Here is a 19975-nt window from a genome sequence, read left to right as displayed (position 1 = left end):
GCTAAAAATAGAAATTGTAGGCAATGGAAGGAATTACTGTACCAAATACCGACAGCCGATACGATTCTGTCCGCTGGTTGAAGCGGGTAAAATAAATAGAGTACGGGTTCTTGTGCGCATACACATTGTAGAGTCCCAACGTCCAGATTCCGTAACGCTTTTGTGCTTTGTTGAATCGGGTATCTTTCGAGAAGGCTACATCCAGCCGATGATAGTCGGGAATACGGTCGGCATTACGGCGCGAGTAATCCTGCACCGGCTCGCCGTTGTAAGTATATTGCCCATCCGGGTAGGTCGCGGGAACACCGGTGTAATAGACAAAGTTGCTCGAAAACGACCAGTTGTGCGACATAGACCAACGGGCCTGCACATTGAACGTATGCGGGCGGTCAATGTAAGACGGGTAATAGTCGCCCCCATTGATGCGGAGTGCATCGAACTGCGTTTGTACGGCAATCAACGAGCGGGCATAGGTATAATTAAGCTGTCCCGTCAGTCGACCATTATTTTTAGCGAGTCCAAACTCAACCCCATAGGCCTTCCCGGCAGCCTGCAAGAGCGCGGTTTCGAGTTTAGGATTCAGGATCAGGTTAGCACCATACCGGTATTCTATCTGATGCTGAAGTCGTTTGTAATAACCTTCCACACTAACTTCAATCGCATTATCGCGGAAGTTCTGAAATAGCCCCAGCGATACCTGATCTGCAATTTGGGGCGGCAGATAGCGGTCGCTTAATTTCCAGAAATCGAGTGGCGTAATGGCCGTTGTGTTTGAAATCAGGTTCAGGTATTGGCGTGTTCGACCCGCACTGGCTTTGATCGACGTATTCCTAGCCAGTTGAACGCGCAAGGCCAGTCGGGGCTCAAAACCTCCATAGGTCTGGGCAACTTGCCCGGATTGGTAGCGCACTGAATCAGTAACGGTTTCGGGTGAGACTGGTACATTTTCGGCGTATCCATAAACCGTTTGCGGCCCCAGTAACGCAAAAGCCGAATAACGCAGGCCAGCCATTAACGTAATATTTGGTGTTAACTCCCACTCGGTATTGATATAGGCTCCCAATTCCCGGCCTTTCTCCGGATTGATTTGCTTCGGATTTATACTCGACTGATCGCTCGTAGGTTGAATGGCCCCCGTTTGGCTACCGTACAGAATCGCATTTGTACCGACCTGAATTTTATACTTCTTGTTGATCGTGTAAAACAGATCTGCCTTGCCTTCCCGTTGCTCAACGTGCGACGTAAACCGGAAAGCCAGGTTAGGCGCTACGCCATCTACATTCAGGTAATAGCCACTATAAAGAGCAGCCAGATTGACCTGCATGTTTGGACGGATAAGGTAACTCCAGCGGCCTGTTAACACACTCGAATGCCAGCCATAAAGGGTATCGCCCGGAAACTGGAAATTATCCTGACTACGGTAGGCCGACAACGAAATCGTATTTCGTTCGTCAGGTGTATAGGTCAGTTTCAGATTTCCGTCGAAAAAGAAAGCCCGGCTGTTTTTTACGCTTGCTGTTGGAAATAACTGCAACAGGTAATTCGGAAAGGCGATACGCCCACCGGCCAGCAGGGTTAATTTTTTTGTGATTGGCCCATCAACCGCTACCCTCACGCTCACCGGACTTACCCCACCCGATACACGCCAACCGTCTTTATTACCGTTTCGGGTACTCATTAACAGCAACGACGATACGCGTCCGCCATATTGAGCCGAAAATGCTCCTTTATTGAGGCTCACATCCTGCACCATGTCGGGGTTAATATTCGTGTAAAAGCCCAACAGGTGCGACGTATTAAATAGAGGGGCGCCGTCAACCAGCACCAGGTTCTGATCGGATCGTCCACCCCGAACATTAAACCCGCCCGCGCCTTCGCCAGCCGTAGTAACACCCGCCTGGAGTGTGAGGGCTTTCAGGATATCGGGCTCACCCAATACCACGGGCATCCGTTTCAGTTCGGGCATACTGATCTGAATCTGCCCCATCTGCACGTCTTTGATGTTTTTGTCTTTGCGGGTAGCCCGTACATCGACTTCCTCCAGATCGGTGGAACGCGGCTGTAGCAGGTACTCGACTCGTTTATTGAAATCAAGGACAACGGTTTCCCGTCCTCGGAAGTAGCCAACGGCCGACACATACATTGTCAGCACACCCGGCGGGTGGTTAATAGAAATGACGCCTAAACTATCTGCCTGCGCCCCGGCCTTCGTTTCGGCAATAAACAGGCTGGCCCCGGGAATTGGTTTTTTTGTAACGCCATCGCGCACAACGACACTCAGGCGAAGTCGCTGTTGAGCCACTACCGACGAACAAAGACAGAATAGAGCAATGCAGAAAAGCAGCGGTAGCTGTAACCTCATAACGCCGGGTAGTGGAATAATCTACAAAAAGAGCTGTAATCTACAAAAAGGTGTGCATACGAACATTGTCTGGCGCGGGTATTTACCCGTGCCTGTTCATGAAGTCAGTATTCACTGACGCAAGCGAATGCTTGCCTCATGAACAGGCACGGGCGAATGCCCGCGCCAGATTGCCTCGTCTATTTAACCTTTTTCAGTGCTTTGCGGTAGGTGTCAATAGCCCGTTGCCGGGCCATTGTATGCTCTACAATAGGTTTGGGGTAGTTTGGAGTGTCTAATTCAGGCACCCACTCTCGAATATATACGTCTTTGGCATCGAACCTTTTGGCTTGTAGTGTAGGGTTAAAAACCCGGAAATACGGAGCGGCATCGGTACCTGACCCCGCTGCCCACTGCCAGCCGCCATTGTTGGCCGACAGGTCATAATCACGAAGTTTTTTGCCAAAATAAGCTTCGCCCCACCGCCAGTCGATGAGCAGGTGTTTGCACAAAAAACTGGCCGTAATCATCCGAACACGATTATGCATCCAGCCGATGGTATTTAACTGGCGCATCCCGGCATCCACGATAGGGTAACCTGTTTCGCCCCGGCACCACTTCTCAAACTCAGCCTCATTGTTACGCCACTCGATCTGATCATACTCCCGCCGGAAGGATTGTTTCTCAACGTGCGGAAAATGGTCGAGTACCTGAAAGTAAAAGTCACGCCAGCAGAGTTCAGTCAGGAACGTTTTATCCTCTACCTGTTTCGCCTGTCTAGCCAGATCGCGAACACTAACGGTACCAAATCGCAGGTGAATACTCAGTTGACTCGTACTATGCGGCAAAGCCGGAAAATCACGGGTTTTCTTATACGAATCAATCAGGCTATCGGGCGTGGCTCGGGGCGGGAACGACTCTCCTACCGGCTCGAAACCCATTTCATCCAGCGTAGGAACAGGCAGGGATTTAGTTTTCCAAAATTGCTTAAAGTAGGTTTCGGTAGGGTATGCTTTCAGGTAAAAGTCTGTCAGTTTTTCGCGCCAGTTACGGCTATAGGGGGTAAAAACGGTATAAGGCGTTTTTTTGCCGGTGAGTACTTCATCCCGCTCGAAAAGGACCTGGTCTTTACTGGTATGAAACCCAATGGCGTGCTCAGCCAGCAAATCACCAATAGTTTTATCGCGCTCTTTGGCATATACCTCGTAATCGTGATTGGCGAATACGTCGCCAATGGTATACTGGCTGATCAGTTCTTTCCACACATCGACTGGCTTGCCATAACGCACAATAATAGTCGAACCCAGTTTAGCCAACTCATCCTGAAGGCGATTAATCTCCTGAACCAGAAACTCGACCCGACGGTCGTTTCGGTCATCCAGGGCATCAAGAATTAGGCGATCAAAAATAAAAACAGGAAGAACAGGGCGGCCACTTTTGAAAGCATGATACAAGGCAGCATTGTCGTGCAGACGCAAATCGCGCCGGAGCCAGACCAGCGAGAGCGGTTCAGACATATGGATTAAATGGTTTATTTATCGCTAACCAGTCGTAAGCCGAAAAAGTTAGGGCACAAAAAAACCAGCAATTGTCAGGTACATGGTTTTTCCTGACTACTGCTGGCTTTGTGTGTATTAAAATACCTTTATTCTGGCTGGAAACGTAAGCGAACCGTGTGTACTTCGCTGGTTTCACTACCATACCCATTTATTTTTTTGCCGGTCAATTGCCGAATTAACGCACTATTTAATTGTTCGTTCTGGCTAAATACTTCCAGCTTACAAACTTCGCTGGACGAGTTTACCCGGAATTGGATCACAACAACGCCCGCCTGTTGAGTTGGCTTAAGGGCCTCGGGATAGGTAACATATTTTGATAACTGCTGCTCCAGCGTTGCTTTAGGCGCTTTCGATTTAGTTGTCGTAATAGGCGCAGCGTAGGCTTGCGTTGCCAGGAAGCCTACCAGCATGAGAAGAGCTAAATTCTTTTTCATGACTTCAACGTGATTAAATAGTGAAACGATATATCAAATTATCCTTCATCGGGCTTAGAAAGCGCCCAATGTTATCTTAATGTTAATCCAATGTTACGCAAATATTAACAAACTACAAACAAAAGCAATGTTATCATTTTATAGGCATTTACAATCTTCTACTTACTTAAAAATAATATACATAATTAGCATCAGTAAACAAAAAAATATTCTGTCCCACTACCTTTTACAGGTATATTACAAAATATAATATAATTTCCCAATATTACCTAATTGTTAATTTTCGTTATTATTAGTAATAATTTACAGAAAATAATGCAATAGATTTCCCTTCAGGCTCAATCATTTTGGCTCAATAGCGTAAAAAGCGAATAGCCCGGAAGTGACTCCCGGGCTATTCGCTTTTCCAATATTATCTAAATGTTACGTCTCAGACCGTCTCCAATTCACGATTATTGCGACGCGAGCGATCTGTGGGATTGATACGCATCAGAATACGATTCTTGATTCGCATCCAGCGCTCATATAGTTTCGACTCCTTCAGGAAATTCCAGTTCTCGTCTTTCTCTTCTTTTTTATGATCTTCCGGATCGTATTGCATGCCTGTACATAGGCAGTGCTTTCGATTGGTTCGGGTCAGAATATCGAAGTTAGCGCAGGTTTGGCACCCTTTCCAGAATGCCTCGTCGGCGGGTAACTCGCTCAATGTGACTGGTTGGTATCCCAGGTCAGAATTGATTTTCATCACGGCCAGACTGGTTGTAATACCAATAATTTTGGCCGTTGGAAACATCGCCCGCGAGAGTTCAAATGCCTTGGCTTTGATTCTTGTAGCAATACCGCTTTTGCGATAGTCGGGGTGTACAATCAACCCGGAATTGGCCACGAACTTGCCGTGTTCCCAGGTTTCAATATAGCAAAAGCCAACCCATTCGCCCGTTAGAGTCATAGCCACAATGGCTTTCCCTTCGAGCATTTTCTCCATGACATAAATAGGCGATCGCTTGGCAATGCCGGTTCCCCGGGCTTTCGCGCTTTCTTCCATTTCATGGCAGATGGTTTCGGCTAACCGCAAATGATTTTCATTTGCGACTTGAACGATGTATAAATCGTTAACTATTTCTGGTGTGATCATTGTCGTTTATTGGGCGGTGGTAAAGCCGCAAAACGGAGACAGCGTAATCCGAGCTGATTTGTTAGATGAATAAAACGAGGAAACAGGCGAGAATAGTTTACCACATAGGCAAACAAAATGATATAGTCCTTTCGGACCTAAACCGAAATGGCGTAGTATGGAAGAAAGTCGGTAGATATACGAGCTTTGCCATTGGTCTTGCGATGAAACCGCGGACAATGTTAGAGAGATTATCCGGGTCTTGCAATAAATAAACGGTTTTTTTACAGGATAGTTCGTGATCTATCAAAACATATTTATTAATCGTTATGTCCTACATGTCTGGTTGCCGACAGCTAACCCTGTTGGTCTATAAGCTAAGCCTGATTTGTGTTAACGGCCCTTCCTACCTCCAACTATCCGCTCACGCTGAGCCGAAGCCGCTGGCTACGGTACGTAGTGTTTTTCTATCTATATATAATGCAGGGGGTTCCGGCAGGTTTTTCCCTGACAGCCCTCGCCAACTACCTTACCGCCGAAGGGGTCAGCCCGTCGACCATTGGATCGTTTGCGGCTGTTGTGGGCTTACCCTGGGCCTTTCAATTTATATGGGGACCACTGATTGACCGCTACCAGAATTCATCGATGGGTCGCCGAAAACCCTGGGTTATTAGCGCCCAGTGTCTGGCCTTTCTAGCATCGCTGGGGCTCTTATTCGTCCGAAACCCAACAACCAATGTATCAACACTGGCGTGGTTTTTTTTTGGACATAGTATTTTTGCCGCTGTTCAGGATGCCAGTGTAGATGCTATGGCCATTTCGGTGATACCAGAAGCTGAGCGTGGACGGGTAAACGCGTTTATGCGGGCAGGATTCCTGATTGGTACGGGTGTTGGGGCGGCCGTGTTTTCTCAACTTCTGCATACATACGGCTTTTTCAACGCAGCCCTCTTCCAATCTCTCTGCCTGTTAGCCTTTACAGTACTGACATTTTTCATACGGGAGCGCCCCGGCGAACGGCTCCTGCCTTCGTTCAAACGTCAATCAGTTGAATCCCCATCAACACAAATAGCCCGGCAAGGCACGACACCCGATCATAGTTTCCGTTGGTTGTTCAGCGAGCTTTTCAAGGGGTTGTTCGCCAGGCGAAGTGTACTTCTATTTGGCTCTGTAGTGGCGGCCTATGTAAGCATCAGTTTATTTATGCGGGCTTATAATTACCACCTGATTCAGAAACTAGGCTGGGCCGATACATCCGTTTCGATTTTGACGGGCACCTATGGGATGCTCGTCGCGACAGGGGTTGCCCTGATGGGCGGGTATATAGCCGACCGCATTAGTCCCCGTCGGCTGCTTGTCATTGTTCTGGCTATTGTAGCCGTTTATCTGCTCAGTTTCAATATCATGTCGGCCACTTGGATTCAGCGCGAAGTTGCCCAAACAGGTCTGGTTGCGTTATACTTTATGGATCCTGGCATTAGCGTGGCTGCCATGCCCGTGCTGATGGCCATCTGCCGAAAAGGTGTGGAAGGTTCGCAGTTCACTACCTACATGGCATTTGTGAACCTCTCCGACATTGTCGGTTCATTTATTGCCGGTCATGCGCTAACGTATGTTTCGGCACCAACGATTGGACTTTTTGCGGGTGGATTGGCGGCTGTGGCTACCGTCACGATTTTCTTCACTGTTAGGCATTATACACTTCGCGATACCAAATCAATATGAAGTTTTCGTTGACATACGTCTTTGTGTGAACGGAATAAAAGTTCAGCGTTTGATTAGTAGCTTGCAGAACCACCGACCGTTCTTATCATGCTACACCTTCGCAAAACTCTGTACAGTATTTTTGAAACCTCAGCCGGAAAACGACGGGGTGTAAGCCTGGTGTTCAATCTATTGCTGATCACCATTATTACGCTGAATGCCATTGCGATTGTACTTCATACAGTACCGGAGTACAATCGACGATTTGCGCAGATTTTTACCGATTTCGAATTATTTTCGGTCGTATTTTTCACGATTGAATACGTTCTGCGTATCTGGGCCTGTGTCGAGAATGAAAAATATCACCACTGGTTTTGGGGTCGGCTACGCTATATAGTCTCCACAAGTGCCCTGATTGACTTTCTGGCCATTTTCCCGTTTTACTTTACGCTCTTCGCCACCGATCTGGCTATTGTCCGGATTTTGCGGCTATTCCGAATTTTCAGGCTGTTTCGCATCTCGCGCTATTCTCATGCTTTTCGCATGATCCAGACGGTAGTGAACGACAAAAAAGAGGAGTTGATTCTAAGTACCATGCTCGTCGTTTTTATGCTGATCATCGTGTCGAGTGTTATGTATTACGTTGAGCACCCTGTCCAACCCGACAAATTTTCAAGCATTCCGGCCGCTATGTGGTGGGGCGTTACCGCTATGACAACGGTGGGCTACGGAGATATTCACCCCATAACGCCCCTTGGCAAGTTACTGGGCGGCATTACGGCCATTTTAGGTATTGGCCTGTTTGCCCTGCCAACAGGTATTTTGGTATCAGGATTCAATGAGCACATTCGGGACCGAAAAACACCCCAGCGGAGAGTGTGCCCGCATTGTGGAAAGGAGATTTGATTCACTTACTTCACCAAAACCACATTTGCCTTTCACCCGCCCCCCTGTTATCTTTGACTATGGAAAATTTCGTGGTCTCGGCCCGCAAGTACCGCCCGGCAACGTTCGACACGGTTGTTGGGCAAGAGCACATCACCACTACGCTTAAGAATGCGATTAAAACCAATCATTTAGCGTCGGCCTTTCTGTTTTGCGGGCCGCGTGGGGTTGGCAAAACGACCTGCGCCCGGATTCTGGCGAAAACGATCAATTGCCAAAACTTAACTGCCGAAGGGGAAGCCTGCGATGCCTGCGAGTCGTGCGTTAGTTTCAATCGAAATGCCTCTTTTAATATCCATGAACTGGATGCAGCCTCAAATAACTCGGTTGAAGACATCCGTAGCTTAATTGACCAGGTACGAACCCCTCCACAATCGGGAGCTAAATACAAGATTTATATTATTGACGAGGTGCATATGCTCTCGACACAAGCTTTCAACGCGTTTCTAAAAACGCTGGAAGAGCCTCCGGCCTACGCCATTTTCATTCTGGCAACGACCGAAAAACACAAAATTCTGCCAACGATTTTATCGCGTTGCCAGATTTTCGATTTCAACCGAATTCAGCCGCAACACATCGCCAGTCACTTGGCGGGTATTGCCGAAAAAGAGGGTATCACTGCCGAAACTGAAGCGCTTGATCTGATAGCCCAAAAAGCAGATGGCGGCCTTCGTGATGCGCTGTCAATGTTCGACCTGAACGTGACCTTCGCAGCCGACCGGATTATTCGGTATAAAGAAGTGCTGGAAAACCTGCACATTCTCGACTACGATTACTACTTCAAACTAACCGACCTGTTGCTGGCGGGCAATTTACCGCAGAGCCTGCTGACGGTCGATGAAATTCTGCGCAAGGGTTTCGACGGCCACCAGTTTGTGGTTGGTCTTTGCCGCCACTTCCGCGATTTGATGGTTTGCAAGGATGCTGCTACGGTGCAGTTGCTGCAAGTGACGGAGAATGTCCGGCGGCAATACCTCGATCAGGCCATGCGGGCCCCTATGTCGTTTCTGTTGTCGGCGCTTAGCCTGGGCGGTCAGTGCGACATGAATTATAAACAAGCCAAAGACCAACGGTTGCATACTGAACTCTGGCTGATGAAATTGGCCAACCTGCGTAACCTCCTCAACTGGGATACATTACCTGAGTTGGCAGCACACCAAAACGGCACCCCTACTCCCGAACGTTTTACTGCCGAGCCATCGGTAGACGAAAAAAAAAACGGCAAACCAGCGCCAGGCCCCTCGCAGCCCTCAACTAACGGTAGCCAGTTAAGCGAAAGCCACCCCATCACAAGCGAGCCTGTCAATGGATACCACACCACCAATGGTACGGCGACAAACAGCAAAGTCACAAATGGAGCGGATTATCAAAATGGTCATTCAGTTGCCCCAACCAGCGTAGCTATTACGCCGGATAAAGACCCTGGTGTTGCGGTAGCGACTGTAGCCCCCGCTATATCTCAACCAGCTACAGTTGCGAAACCAGAGGCATCGACCAGACCACATAGTGGGCCACCACCACGCCCGGCCAGCAGTCGCCTGCGTTCAACCGTTTCGTTGACTGCAGTCCCGGTTGCATCAACAACGGATGCCGATACCGAGGTAATTTCTACCGGACCAGTGCGTCCCGACAAAGCGTTTACGTTTGATGAGTTGATGGATGTTTGGCGTGCATTTTCTAAAATCAGGCAACAGCAAAACGACTCGGCAACAGAGCAGTTGGTATTAAACCGTGATCTGATTCTTAACGATACAGTCATTCAAATTACGCTCGACAACACGCTCCAAGTCGGCTACTTAACCGAGGTCAAACCCGATTTACTGGGCTATCTACGCACCGAACTTCAGAATAGTCAGATTCAGTTAGAGCATCAGGTCACCTTGCAGGAAGTGAAGAAGATGATTTATAGCTCTCTGGATAAATTCAATTACCTCGCCGAGAAAAACCCTGCCCTGCATGAGTTACGGAAAGTGCTGAATCTGGAAGTAGACTATTAAATGACCGGGATTTTATCAAGATTTAAAGAATTAGCCAAGATTACCGCAGGAGGCCTGTAATCTTGGCTAATTCTTTAAATCTTGATAAAATCCCGGTTGGTCTATTTATACGCTTTCGCTTCGCGAATCAATGCTTTATACTGACCTACGGCCAGGGCCTTTTTGTAGTTCATACGAGCCCGGTTGCGGTCGTTGGCGCGGGCAGCAATACGCGCTAGCCCCGCATAGGCAAAGGCGTGATATTCTTTTGTATAGGGGTCGTTGAAGGGTTGCCGCAGGGCTAGTTCGTAGGCTTCGGCGGCTTCTTTATCATCTTTGTCGGCATATTCAGCCAGCATTCCCGTAAATGTATTGACCGCCATTGGCACCAGTTTATTAGGCATTTGTTTTAGGCGTTGCACGTATGGCCGGGCTTCGGCATAGCGACCCGCCAGCAGAAGTGCTTCGGCGTTGATCATACCGAATAGCGGATTTCGGGGGTATTTATCAGCCAGGTATTTTGCATAAACAACGGCCCGGCCGGGACTCATTTCGTGCTTAAGTAAGATATGCGCCAGGTAATAGTTGGCAGCCGGACGCATAAAAATTCCTTTTTTTGCCGCTATGTCCATTTGCTTCAAACCCAGCGCCATGTCGCCATCTTCAAAAAAAAGCATGAAAGGCTTCACAATCGAGTGATCCATTGGGTAGCGCTCAATGTAGTAATTGTATAAGCCGGTCGTGAAATAAAAATCAGGGTTTTTGCCTATCAGAACCATCCCCTCCCGGAGATAATTATACGCTTTTTTCGACTCTCCTACAGCTTTCAGCGACTCACTTTTATTATTGTAAAGAGAGGCCAGATAACTATGCGCTGTTAAGGCAAAAAATACGGCTTCCGGGTCATCGGCATCCTTATCGAGCATCTTTTTTGCCAGCGAAAGGCCCTGCTCAACACTCTGAATAAACTGTGCCGTGGCGGCTTTATTTTCGTGCAAAGGCAGGTATTGAAGTTCCAGCTCAGTAGCCCGTAAAATTGGGCCAATGGGATGCTGCGGAAACTGGGTCTGGAGTTGACGAATCTGCACCTCAGCGTTGGCAAACTCAAGATTATAAATATCGTCGAGCGTTTTCAGAATCGTCTGTTGCGCTACTGGATCGGTCAATACCTGCGCCCGCCCCGAGAAGGACAAACCTAGCAGGCAGACGAAAAGAAACCACTTTTTTACTAGCAATGTATTTGGCACTAAAATGTTGTCGTTTGATTCTATACAGCCGGAACTGTACTTTTGTTCAGGGCGTATTATCGAACGAGAGCTCTACGCAACATATAATTCATGATTCATTACGAACAGTTTGTCTTAGATAACGGTCTACAGGTATTCGTCCACGAAGACGAATCGACGCCAATGGCCGCCGTAAATATTCTTTACAATGTCGGTTCGCGCGACGAAGATCCCACAAAAACAGGCTTTGCCCACTTATTTGAACACTTAATGTTTGGTGGGTCGCAAAACATCGCAAGCTACGACGAACCGTTGCAGAAAGTTGGGGGCGAAAATAATGCCTTCACCAGCCCCGACATTACAAATTATTACATTACCCTCCCGGCGGCTAACCTGGAAACGGCTTTCTGGCTCGAATCGGACCGAATGTTGAGCCTTTCGTTCGACCCGCAGGTGCTGGACGTGCAGCAGAAAGTCGTCATTGAAGAATTTAAGCAGCGCTATCTGAATCAGCCGTATGGCGATGTCTGGTTAAAACTTCGTCCGCTGGCCTACCAGCAGCACCCGTATCGCTGGGCAACGATTGGCAAGGATATCAGTCATATCGAAAACGCCACGCTGGACGATGTGAAATCGTTTTTCTTCAAATATTATCTACCTAACAATGCGATTCTGGTGGTGGCGGGCAACGTGACCGTCGAGCAGGTTAAGCAATTATGCGCCAAATGGTTTGCGCCTATTCAGGCGGGGATTCCCTATGTTCGTCAACTACCAACCGAGCCGAAGCAGACCGAAGCCCGGAAGTTGGAAACATCGGCCAAAGTACCGCTAAATGGATTGTACAAAGCGTATCATATGCCGGGCCGTTTTGACGCCAATTTTTACACCGCCGATCTGCTGGGCGATATTCTTGGCCGGAGCAAATCGTCTCGACTGTATCAGCAATTATTACGCACAAACCCGCTGTTCAGCAGTGTACATGGCTATATTACTGCCTCTATAGACCCCGGTCTGCTGGTTATTCAGGGTAATTTGAACGAAGGCGTTTCGCTGGAAGAAGCCGATGCCGCCGTGGAATCGGTTGTGCAGGAGTTTATTGATCAGGCCGTACCGGAGGAAGAGCTGGCGAAAGTAAAAAACCAGGCAGAAGCCACACTCGCCTTCTCGGAAGTAGAATTATTGAACCGGGCGATGAACCTTGCCTACGCGGCCAATGCGGGTAACCCCGATTTCGTCAATCAGGAAGCGGGGTTAATCCAGGCCGTCACGCCCGATTCGATACAGACAATGGCCCGGCAAGTGTTACGAAAAGACAATTGCTCGACCCTATATTACCGTAAGACCGAGGCCTGATGGCGTTAAACCAGCCTGTATTATGGAAACAACCTATCAACCCAAAGCCCTCTCGCCCGATCAGCTTCAAGCTTTATCGCAGGAGGTGAAACAGGCCCTCACGGAGCTATACGGCGAACGGCTGGCGCAGGTTGTCCTGTATGGCTCATACGCCCGTGGTGATTTTCGTGCAGAATCAGATATTGACTACATGGTCATATTGAACGACACGGAAGTAAAGTCAGCGAATGAGATCAGGTATATGATTGATGCTGTATATGACCTATCAGAAAAGCATACTACATTGATTTCCGTCAAGCCGACTTCATTGAAAAAATACCTGCAATCAGATTTATTTCTCTACCAAGACGTTCGCCGTGAAGGGAAAGTAGTATGAACGAAAATGTCAAAACAGCGACTATGAGATTGATGAAGATGTGTCGGAACTGGATGCTATTGATGCCGTTGACATAGCTTCAGAATTTCTTCTTCAAGTTGACGCTTACCTCCGTGAAAACGGATTCACCTCATGAAAATACGAGTAGGACAAGGCTATGATGTTCATCGCCTGGAAGAAGGGCGGGCATTCTGGTTAGGCGGCATTCAGATTCCTAGTACATTCGGGCCAGTTGGCCATTCCGATGCCGATGTGGTGTGCCATGTGCTTTGCGATGCCCTGCTGGGAGCCGCCAACATGCGAAACATTGGTTACCATTTTTCGGATAAAGATCCGCGCTGGAAGGGTATCGACAGTAAATTACTGCTGGCCGAAGTGCTGCGTATGGTGCGGGAAGCCGGGTACGAAATCTCGAATGTCGACGTGACCGTGGTCTTGCAGGAGCCGAAACTCAACCCACATATTCCCGCCATGAAAACTTGTCTGGCCGAAGTAATGGCCATTCCCGAAGACGATATTTCGATCAAAGCCACTACATCCGAACATATTGGATTTGTAGGCCGTGGTGAAGGTATTGCGGCTCATTGTGTGGCGCTTATCTTTAAAGATTAGTTTATCAATACAACCTGTCTATGAAGACACTCATTTACCTTCCTGCCCTCCTACTGGCTGGCTTAGTTGCCTGTGGCCAGTCGAAACCGAGTCAGCCCGATATGCCTCTTGGCTTCGAAGAATATGACCCCGTTTCGACGCTGAAAGTACCGGAACATAAGCTGACGCACTCAAAATACCCATTTATTGACGTGCATAACCACCAGTGGGATATGGATAAGGCGAACCTAAAGCCGCTTCTGGCCCAGATGGACAGCCTTAATATGGGCATTATGATCAACCTCAGCGGCCGGGGTTGGGGAAGCGTGGCGCAGGGTACGCAGTTTTTCGACAATGCATTGGCCAACGCAAATAAGTCCAATGCAAAGCGACTGGTGCTGTTCACGAATCTCAACTTCGACGATATTGGCCGCAAAGGCTGGACGGAAGAATCCGTTGCGCTACTGGAAGCCGATGTAAAAAAAGGCGCTCACGGGCTGAAAATTTTCAAGAACCTGGGCCTTAATAACAAAGACGAATCAGGACACCGTGTTGCGGTCGACGACCCACGACTGGACCCAATCTGGGCAAAATGTGGTGAACTGGGCGTACCCGTTCTGATTCACACCGCCGACCCAAAGCCGTTTTGGGACCCAATGGATCGGTATAACGAACGCTGGCTCGAACTTAAGCTACATGGTGGTCGGAAGCGTGCTGCCAACGACCCCGTCCCCTGGGAAAAACTCATTGCCGAACAGCACAACGTGTTTCGTAAGCATCCAAAAACAACATTTATTGCCGCTCATATGGGCTGGTATCCCAACGACCTGAACAAGCTCGACAGCCTGATGACCGTGTTCCCGAACATGAACGTTGAGATTGGGGCTGTTATCGCTGAGTTGGGCCGTCAGCCACGAGCGAGCCGGAAGTTTTTCGAAAAATACCAGGATCGTATCCTATTCGGAAAAGATAGTTGGGTTCCGTCAGAATACGCGACCTACTTCCGTGTCCTCGAAACCGACGACGAATACTTCCCTTACCACAAAAAATACCATGCCTTCTGGCGGATGTATGGCATGGGGCTACCCGATGAAGTGCTGAAAAAAGTATACTATAAAAACGCCCTCCGGCTTATTCCGGGGTTGGACAAGAGTCAATTCCCTAAATGATTTTTTAAACGCAAAGGCGCAAAGGTTAACGCAAAGGTCGCAACGAAACCACCTTTAACCTTTGCGTTCTTTGCGCTATCCTTTGCGCCCTTTGCGTTTAAACCCCAATGAAAATCACCCAAATCTCCCTTTACCGCTACGACATTCCGCTCAAAGCGCCCATCGCTATATCGCTCGGCACCATCGAGAACGCCCGGAATATACTGGTCGAAATTAAAACCGACGAAAGCATCACGGGTTGGGGCGAAGGCTCTCATTTGTGGATGATTGCCGGCGAAACACAAGCCTCGGGCCTGGCCGCTGCCGACGACATGGCGAGGCTCCTGATCGGCCGCGATCCGCTCGATATTGAGGGCTGTGTCAATACATTGACCCGGTACTTGCCCGCGCACCCAACTACGCGCTCGGCCTTCGACATGGCCCTGTATGATATTGCCGCCAAAGCCGCCGGAATGCCCCTTTATCAGTTTTTGGGCGGTGTAAAAAAGACGCTCGTGACGGATGAGACGATTTATATCAACACGCCCGAGCGCATGGTTGAAGATGCTTTACGTATTCAGGAAAAAGGTGCAGAAGCGATAAAGGTGAAACTTGGCACGAATCTAAACGACGACATTGCCCGAGTAGCTGCCATCCGCAAAGCCATTGGTGATAAGACACCCATCCGCACCGATGCCAACCAGGGCTGGGATGTGGTGACGGCTACGGGCGTATTACGCGCTATTGGCGACTGGAATGTGCAGTATTGCGAACAACCTGTCAAACGACACGACATTGCCGGATTACGGCAGATTCGACAGAAAACAACCGTCCCTATTATGGCGGATGAGAGCCTGTTCGACGCGCACGATGCCATTCGGCTGGTACGCGAAGAAGCGGTCGATTACTTCAACATAAAGCTCTCTAAAAGCGGGGGAATTTTCGAAGCCCTCAAGATCAACGCCATTGGCGAAGCCGCCGGAATTCCCTGTATGATTGGCTGTATGTCGGAGTCGAGATTGGCGTTGACGGCCAACGCGCATTTTGCATCGGCCCGCCAAAATGTTCGTTTCTATGACCTGGACGCTTTTTTCGAACATGCCGAAGACCCGGTTTATGGCGGTATAACGTACAACAGTTATCAGATCGAACTCCCCGACGCACCGGGTATTGGGGCTGAAATAGACTCGGCATTTCTGGCAAAATGTGTTAAAAAAGTAATTAGCTAAACCTGCATTTTCACAATTCACATGTATTTATAGTAAAAAGGCAGGTTTGGCAATCTTGTAAAATTCAGTAATTTTAGTCGTACACACACACGAATAGATCATGATTAGTCCTGAAAACATTAAACACATCGTTGCTAAAATCGTTGCATCTTACCAGCCAGACAAAATTATGCTGTTTGGCTCTTATGCGACTGGCCAGGCAACAGACGATAGTGATCTGGACTTGCTTATTGTAAAAGACACGAGTTTGCTACGTCATCAACGCGGGCGGGAGGTTCGTCGGTTTTTATATGGCTTAAAAACGCCAATGGATATTGTAGTGGCTACACCGGAAGAGGTAGAGCAAAGCAGTCAACAGCCGTATTCTTTCTTAACAAACGCTCTTCAATCGGCCAGAATAGTATATGAGCGATAAAGAAATTGCCATTGCAAGCTGGCTAACAAAAGCCGAACACGATTTAACAACGGCACATCTGGTTTTTAATCACCTCCCCGATTATAAAGATACGGTTGCCTTTCATTGTCAGCAGGCTGTTGAGAAATTACTTAAAGCCTATCTAATTCACCTGTCTATAGACTTTCGACGGTCGCACGATCTGATTTATCTACTTGACCTAATTGATCAACCCAATCTATTCACAATAGATGATTATAACCAATTAGCTCGTCTTCAAGACTACGCAGTTGAAATCCGATATCCAAACGACACCATTTTTTTAGATGAAGGCGATGTATCGGATGCGCTAGCCATTGCTGATGATGTATCAGTCAAAATTAATAATCTCCTACGCTGATTTTCGTTTACAGTTTCTTATTACATGATTATTACCACCGTTCAATCTGAAGCCGACGTGCAGGGGATTTTGGCCTTGCAACAAGATAATCTTCGTAAAAATGTTCCGCTTGATGTACAGCTCGATCAGGGCTTCGTGACGGTTGAACATGACCCGGCTGTGCTGAGTCGTATGAATCTGGCCGCGCCCAGCGTCATTGCCAAAGACGGCGACCGGGTGGTCGGCTATGCCCTCACCATGTTGCCCGAATTTGGGACCGACATACCCGAACTGCTTCCGCTTTTTGCGTTAATTGACTCGCTCAGTTATAGCGGCAAGCCGTTGAGCACCTATGCCTACTATGTGATGGGACAGGTGTGCGTAGCCGAGGGGTATCGGGGGCAAAAGGTGTTCGACCGGATGTACCAACATCATCGTGAAGTATATAGCGACCGCTTCCAACTTTTGATAACGGACATTTCGGCCAACAATACCCGTTCCCTACGCGCTCATGCCCGTGTTGGTTTTGAGCCTATTCACGAATTCCACGATTCAGTTATTGGCGAAACCTGGGTAGTTGTTTTGTGGGACTGGCAGAAGTAAAATGCGTATGACTTATTATTTGTACCCATAAGCTTCAGCCCGTGTTTCAATTCAAAGCATACACGGGCTGAAGCCCATAGGTACAAATAAACTTGACAAACTGTAAAAACCTCATGCGCTTACTCCTACCCTTTCTATTTGTTGCTTCGTCCCTATTTGCTCAACCGCACCCGCAAGCATTCACCGTTGCCAAAACTCCCGCTGAAGGTGGCTTTTCGGCCGAACGGCTGAAACGATTAGACACCTGGCTACAGGGACTAATTGATCAGGATATTGCCCCCAATGCTGTAACTTTCGTTGCACACAAAGGCAAAATCGTGCATTACAAAGCGTTTGGGTATAGCAACCTGGCGAAGAAAACCCCGTTGAAACGCGATGATATTTATCGCATCGCGTCGCAGTCGAAAGCCATCACCACGGCCACGTTGATGACCCTTTATGAAGAAGAAAAGTTTTTGCTAGACGACCCTATATCGAAATACATCCCGGCTTTTAAAAACCCAACCGTGCTGGTTAAGTACGATAAAAAAGACCCCGTTGGTGGTAGTTACGATACTCGTCCGGCCAAAAGCGAAATTACGATTCGGCAGTTATTAAGCCATAATGCGGGCATCCCATACGAACACCCACTCGACCAGCGTCCCGAGTTTAATGTACCGTTTTTTAATTCAACCGCTCCCGACAAACTCGAAAATGTAATTAATAAACTGGCGAAACGCCCGCTCCTGCGCGACCCCGGCAGTGACTCCACCGGCGCGGGTTTCACCTATGGCCTGAACATCGACATTTTGGGACGGCTCATTGAAGTGTTATCGGGCAAATCCTTCGATGTTGCCATGCGCGAACGGGTACTTGAACCCCTCGGCATGACCGATACTTATTTTTATCTGCCCGATAGCAAAGCTAATCGACTGGTTGAGTTATACAGTAAGTCGAGCATGGACAAACCCCTGACGCTACATACAAACGAAGCCTACCGAAACTTTGCCACCTCGGGCGCTAAAACGCTGTTTCTTGGTGGAGCCGGTTTGGTGAGTACAGTCGAAGATTATGCCAAACTCTGCCAGATGTTCCTCAATGGCGGCATATTCAATAACAAACGAATTCTGGCGAGAAAGACCGTCGATATGATGCTTCGCAACCAGATTGGAACAGCCGAAGTCTGGGATCGAAAAGATAAGTTTGGCCTTGGTTTCCAACTTATTACCGAAGGCTCTCACTATGGCGATCAGGCATCACCGGGCTCGTATACCTGGGGAGGCATGTACTGTTCCGAATTTACGATCGACCCGAAAGAAGAGCTTATTCTGCTCATTTTCACAAACGTACAGCCCTACGCCTACTATAGTGATTTCGTCAAAAAATTCAGAATAGGCGTGTATCAGGCTTTGGACTAAATAGTAGTTTAGCGTACCTGCTTATTCTGGGTTGCCCAAGTTTTCAAACCTATAAGGCCTCAAAAGACCTTATAGGTTTTTTCATATATCATAGTGCCATTTTTTATACTTTTGTATTGAATAATTCCAACCTATGATCAAAAAAATTGCTCTTGTGTGTATCGGGATTCTGCTCTGCCTGGTTGTCTGGCAATGGGAATTGGTCAGTTACGGGTGGATGCAGGCGAAAGGGCAGTTACGCATTTTGTGGAATACGAAGCCCGTAACCGAGGTATTAAACAGTGAAGCTTACCCCGATTCGGTAAAGAAAAAAGTAGAACTTATCCAGGAAATCAAGCGTTTTGCTATAGATTCGCTCGGTTTGGATAAGTCGGGAAGTTACGAGTCATTTTATGATCAGGAAGGAAAGCCCATTCTGTGGGTAGTTACAGCAGCCCAACCGTATCAACTCGTTGCAAAGCAATGGCATTTCCCGATAATAGGTACGTTTTCGTATAAAGGTTTTTTCGAAAAAGACCGCGCCGATTCAACAAAAGCGGAGTTGCAACGGGAAGGATTGGATACGCGTATTGGCGAAGTATCGGCCTGGTCGACGTTAGGATTTTTAAATGATCCGATCTTGTCCAGTTTTCTGGATAGACCCGAAGGAAGCCTGGCCGAATTGATTATTCATGAGCTGACTCACGGCACATTATTTGTGAAGAATAATCTTGAATACAATGAAAACCTGGCCGATTTTGTTGGCGAATACGGTGCGTTACGCTTTCTTGCTCAGAAACACGGCAAAGATTCTGTACCGTACCGGGACTATTTAGCGACAAAAGTGTTTTATGAACACTACGATGAACACATTTTACGGGGTACCCGAATGCTCGATAGTTTGTATCGAACATTTAAACCAACCTTGTCAACAACAGTCAAAGATTCGTTGAAGTGGGAAACCATCAGGGAAATCGTCGTTTCGTCGGACACGATCAACGACCAGCGGAGTGCAAAAGGCGTACGTTCAGTAAATAAGCGGCCAATCGGAAAACTAAACCTACCGAATAATGCGTATTTCATTGGTTACCTTACCTATCGAAAACAGCAAAATCATTTTCGGCAGGAATTTGACAGTAAGTTTGGAGGGGATTTTAAACGGTATTTAACCTACCTAAAACAAACCTATCCATCGTTTTAAACGAAGCCCGGCAGGCGGGTAGTTGT

The 19975-nt window shown here is 47.9% G+C and carries 18 protein-coding genes; 13 read left to right on the top strand and 5 right to left on the bottom strand.

Annotated features, from left to right (window positions below):
• Window position 1 precedes the first annotated feature (1 nt).
• The 4 genes from CWM47_RS24800 to CWM47_RS24785 all read right to left on the bottom strand — a co-directional run bounded on the left by CWM47_RS24800 (window position 2) and on the right by CWM47_RS24785 (window position 5469).
• Window positions 2–2362, bottom strand: coding sequence for a TonB-dependent receptor (locus CWM47_RS24800; protein WP_240625446.1), 2361 nt, complete (start codon window positions 2360–2362; stop codon window positions 2–4).
• 179 nt (window positions 2363–2541) lie between these two features.
• Window positions 2542–3858 carry a cryptochrome/photolyase family protein gene (locus CWM47_RS24795; RefSeq protein WP_100990929.1) on the bottom strand — a complete coding sequence of 439 codons (1317 nt, stop codon included), beginning with the start codon at window positions 3856–3858 and terminating at the stop codon, window positions 2542–2544.
• 128 nt (window positions 3859–3986) lie between these two features.
• Window positions 3987–4334 carry a hypothetical protein gene (locus CWM47_RS24790; protein WP_100990927.1) on the bottom strand — a complete coding sequence of 116 codons (348 nt, stop codon included), beginning with the start codon at window positions 4332–4334 and terminating at the stop codon, window positions 3987–3989.
• A gap of 430 nt (window positions 4335–4764) precedes the next feature.
• Window positions 4765–5469 carry a GNAT family N-acetyltransferase gene (locus CWM47_RS24785; protein ID WP_100990925.1) on the bottom strand — a complete coding sequence of 235 codons (705 nt, stop codon included), beginning with the start codon at window positions 5467–5469 and terminating at the stop codon, window positions 4765–4767.
• Window positions 5470–5838: 369 nt separating this feature from the next.
• On the opposite strand from CWM47_RS24785, the gene CWM47_RS24780 reads away from it, so the two are divergent.
• From CWM47_RS24780 to CWM47_RS24770, 3 genes are all read left to right on the top strand, one after another.
• Complete coding sequence (locus CWM47_RS24780; protein ID WP_100990923.1) at window positions 5839–7173, top strand: MFS transporter; 1335 nt, start codon at window positions 5839–5841, stop codon at window positions 7171–7173.
• An 87-nt stretch (window positions 7174–7260) separates the two neighbouring features.
• Window positions 7261–8058: an ion transporter gene (locus CWM47_RS24775; protein WP_100990921.1), complete on the top strand. Its 798-nt coding sequence runs from the start codon at window positions 7261–7263 to the stop codon at window positions 8056–8058.
• Window positions 8059–8117: 59 nt separating this feature from the next.
• Window positions 8118–10094, top strand: coding sequence for a DNA polymerase III subunit gamma/tau (locus CWM47_RS24770; protein ID WP_100990919.1), 1977 nt, complete (start codon window positions 8118–8120; stop codon window positions 10092–10094).
• A 101-nt stretch (window positions 10095–10195) separates the two neighbouring features.
• Here CWM47_RS24770 and CWM47_RS24765 read toward each other — a convergent pair whose 3' ends face one another.
• Window positions 10196–11320, bottom strand: a complete 1125-nt coding sequence (locus tag CWM47_RS24765; RefSeq protein WP_240625444.1) for a tetratricopeptide repeat protein — start codon at window positions 11318–11320, stop codon at window positions 10196–10198.
• Between the two features lie 90 nt (window positions 11321–11410).
• Here CWM47_RS24765 and CWM47_RS24760 point away from each other — a divergent pair, with 90 nt between their 5' ends.
• The 10 genes from CWM47_RS24760 (at window position 11411) to CWM47_RS24715 (ending at window position 19949) form a co-directional block, all read left to right on the top strand.
• Window positions 11411–12652: a M16 family metallopeptidase gene (locus CWM47_RS24760; RefSeq protein WP_100990917.1), complete on the top strand. Its 1242-nt coding sequence runs from the start codon at window positions 11411–11413 to the stop codon at window positions 12650–12652.
• 22 nt (window positions 12653–12674) lie between these two features.
• On the top strand, window positions 12675–13028 hold the full coding sequence (locus CWM47_RS24755) for a nucleotidyltransferase domain-containing protein (protein WP_100990915.1): 354 nt from the start codon (window positions 12675–12677) through the stop codon (window positions 13026–13028).
• A 132-nt stretch (window positions 13029–13160) separates the two neighbouring features.
• Window positions 13161–13640 (top strand): 2-C-methyl-D-erythritol 2,4-cyclodiphosphate synthase, encoded by a 480-nt coding sequence (gene ispF / locus CWM47_RS24750; protein WP_100990913.1) that lies wholly within the window; start codon window positions 13161–13163, stop codon window positions 13638–13640.
• A gap of 20 nt (window positions 13641–13660) precedes the next feature.
• Window positions 13661–14788 carry an amidohydrolase family protein gene (locus CWM47_RS24745; protein ID WP_100990911.1) on the top strand — a complete coding sequence of 376 codons (1128 nt, stop codon included), beginning with the start codon at window positions 13661–13663 and terminating at the stop codon, window positions 14786–14788.
• Between the two features lie 107 nt (window positions 14789–14895).
• Entirely contained in the window at window positions 14896–15996 is a 1101-nt protein-coding gene (locus CWM47_RS24740; RefSeq protein ID WP_100990909.1) for a mandelate racemase/muconate lactonizing enzyme family protein, read from the top strand.
• 100 nt (window positions 15997–16096) lie between these two features.
• Entirely contained in the window at window positions 16097–16411 is a 315-nt protein-coding gene (locus tag CWM47_RS24735; protein WP_100990907.1) for a nucleotidyltransferase domain-containing protein, read from the top strand.
• Window positions 16401–16790 carry a HEPN domain-containing protein gene (locus CWM47_RS24730; RefSeq protein WP_100990905.1) on the top strand — a complete coding sequence of 130 codons (390 nt, stop codon included), beginning with the start codon at window positions 16401–16403 and terminating at the stop codon, window positions 16788–16790. The genes CWM47_RS24735 and CWM47_RS24730 overlap by 11 nt, the downstream gene beginning before the upstream one ends.
• 24 nt (window positions 16791–16814) lie before the next feature.
• Window positions 16815–17372 carry a GNAT family N-acetyltransferase gene (locus CWM47_RS24725; RefSeq protein ID WP_100990903.1) on the top strand — a complete coding sequence of 186 codons (558 nt, stop codon included), beginning with the start codon at window positions 16815–16817 and terminating at the stop codon, window positions 17370–17372.
• A gap of 113 nt (window positions 17373–17485) precedes the next feature.
• Window positions 17486–18769 carry a serine hydrolase domain-containing protein gene (locus CWM47_RS24720; protein WP_100990901.1) on the top strand — a complete coding sequence of 428 codons (1284 nt, stop codon included), beginning with the start codon at window positions 17486–17488 and terminating at the stop codon, window positions 18767–18769.
• A 133-nt stretch (window positions 18770–18902) separates the two neighbouring features.
• Window positions 18903–19949 (top strand): aminopeptidase, encoded by a 1047-nt coding sequence (locus CWM47_RS24715; RefSeq protein WP_100990899.1) that lies wholly within the window; start codon window positions 18903–18905, stop codon window positions 19947–19949.
• The last annotated feature ends 26 nt before the right edge of the window (window positions 19950–19975 follow it).

The organism is Spirosoma pollinicola (genome assembly GCF_002831565.1).
GTDB lineage: Bacteria > Bacteroidota > Bacteroidia > Cytophagales > Spirosomataceae > Spirosoma > Spirosoma pollinicola.
This window is presented reverse-complemented; position numbering and strand designations above follow the sequence as displayed.

Coding starts and splice junctions, on each gene's coding strand:
- ispF (WP_100990913.1), top strand. CDS start 13,161: ATGAAAATACGAGTAGGACAAGGCTATGATGTTCATCGCCTGGAAGAA.
- CWM47_RS24730 (WP_100990905.1), top strand. CDS start 16,401: ATGAGCGATAAAGAAATTGCCATTGCAAGCTGGCTAACAAAAGCCGAA.
- CWM47_RS24790 (WP_100990927.1), bottom strand. CDS start 4,334: ATGAAAAAGAATTTAGCTCTTCTCATGCTGGTAGGCTTCCTGGCAACG.
- CWM47_RS24735 (WP_100990907.1), top strand. CDS start 16,097: ATGATTAGTCCTGAAAACATTAAACACATCGTTGCTAAAATCGTTGCA.
- CWM47_RS24720 (WP_100990901.1), top strand. CDS start 17,486: ATGCGCTTACTCCTACCCTTTCTATTTGTTGCTTCGTCCCTATTTGCT.
- CWM47_RS24740 (WP_100990909.1), top strand. CDS start 14,896: ATGAAAATCACCCAAATCTCCCTTTACCGCTACGACATTCCGCTCAAA.
- CWM47_RS24795 (WP_100990929.1), bottom strand. CDS start 3,858: ATGTCTGAACCGCTCTCGCTGGTCTGGCTCCGGCGCGATTTGCGTCTG.
- CWM47_RS24770 (WP_100990919.1), top strand. CDS start 8,118: ATGGAAAATTTCGTGGTCTCGGCCCGCAAGTACCGCCCGGCAACGTTC.
- CWM47_RS24745 (WP_100990911.1), top strand. CDS start 13,661: ATGAAGACACTCATTTACCTTCCTGCCCTCCTACTGGCTGGCTTAGTT.
- CWM47_RS24760 (WP_100990917.1), top strand. CDS start 11,411: ATGATTCATTACGAACAGTTTGTCTTAGATAACGGTCTACAGGTATTC.
- CWM47_RS24715 (WP_100990899.1), top strand. CDS start 18,903: ATGATCAAAAAAATTGCTCTTGTGTGTATCGGGATTCTGCTCTGCCTG.
- CWM47_RS24800 (WP_240625446.1), bottom strand. CDS start 2,362: ATGAGGTTACAGCTACCGCTGCTTTTCTGCATTGCTCTATTCTGTCTT.
- CWM47_RS24775 (WP_100990921.1), top strand. CDS start 7,261: ATGCTACACCTTCGCAAAACTCTGTACAGTATTTTTGAAACCTCAGCC.
- CWM47_RS24755 (WP_100990915.1), top strand. CDS start 12,675: ATGGAAACAACCTATCAACCCAAAGCCCTCTCGCCCGATCAGCTTCAA.
- CWM47_RS24785 (WP_100990925.1), bottom strand. CDS start 5,469: ATGATCACACCAGAAATAGTTAACGATTTATACATCGTTCAAGTCGCA.
- CWM47_RS24725 (WP_100990903.1), top strand. CDS start 16,815: ATGATTATTACCACCGTTCAATCTGAAGCCGACGTGCAGGGGATTTTG.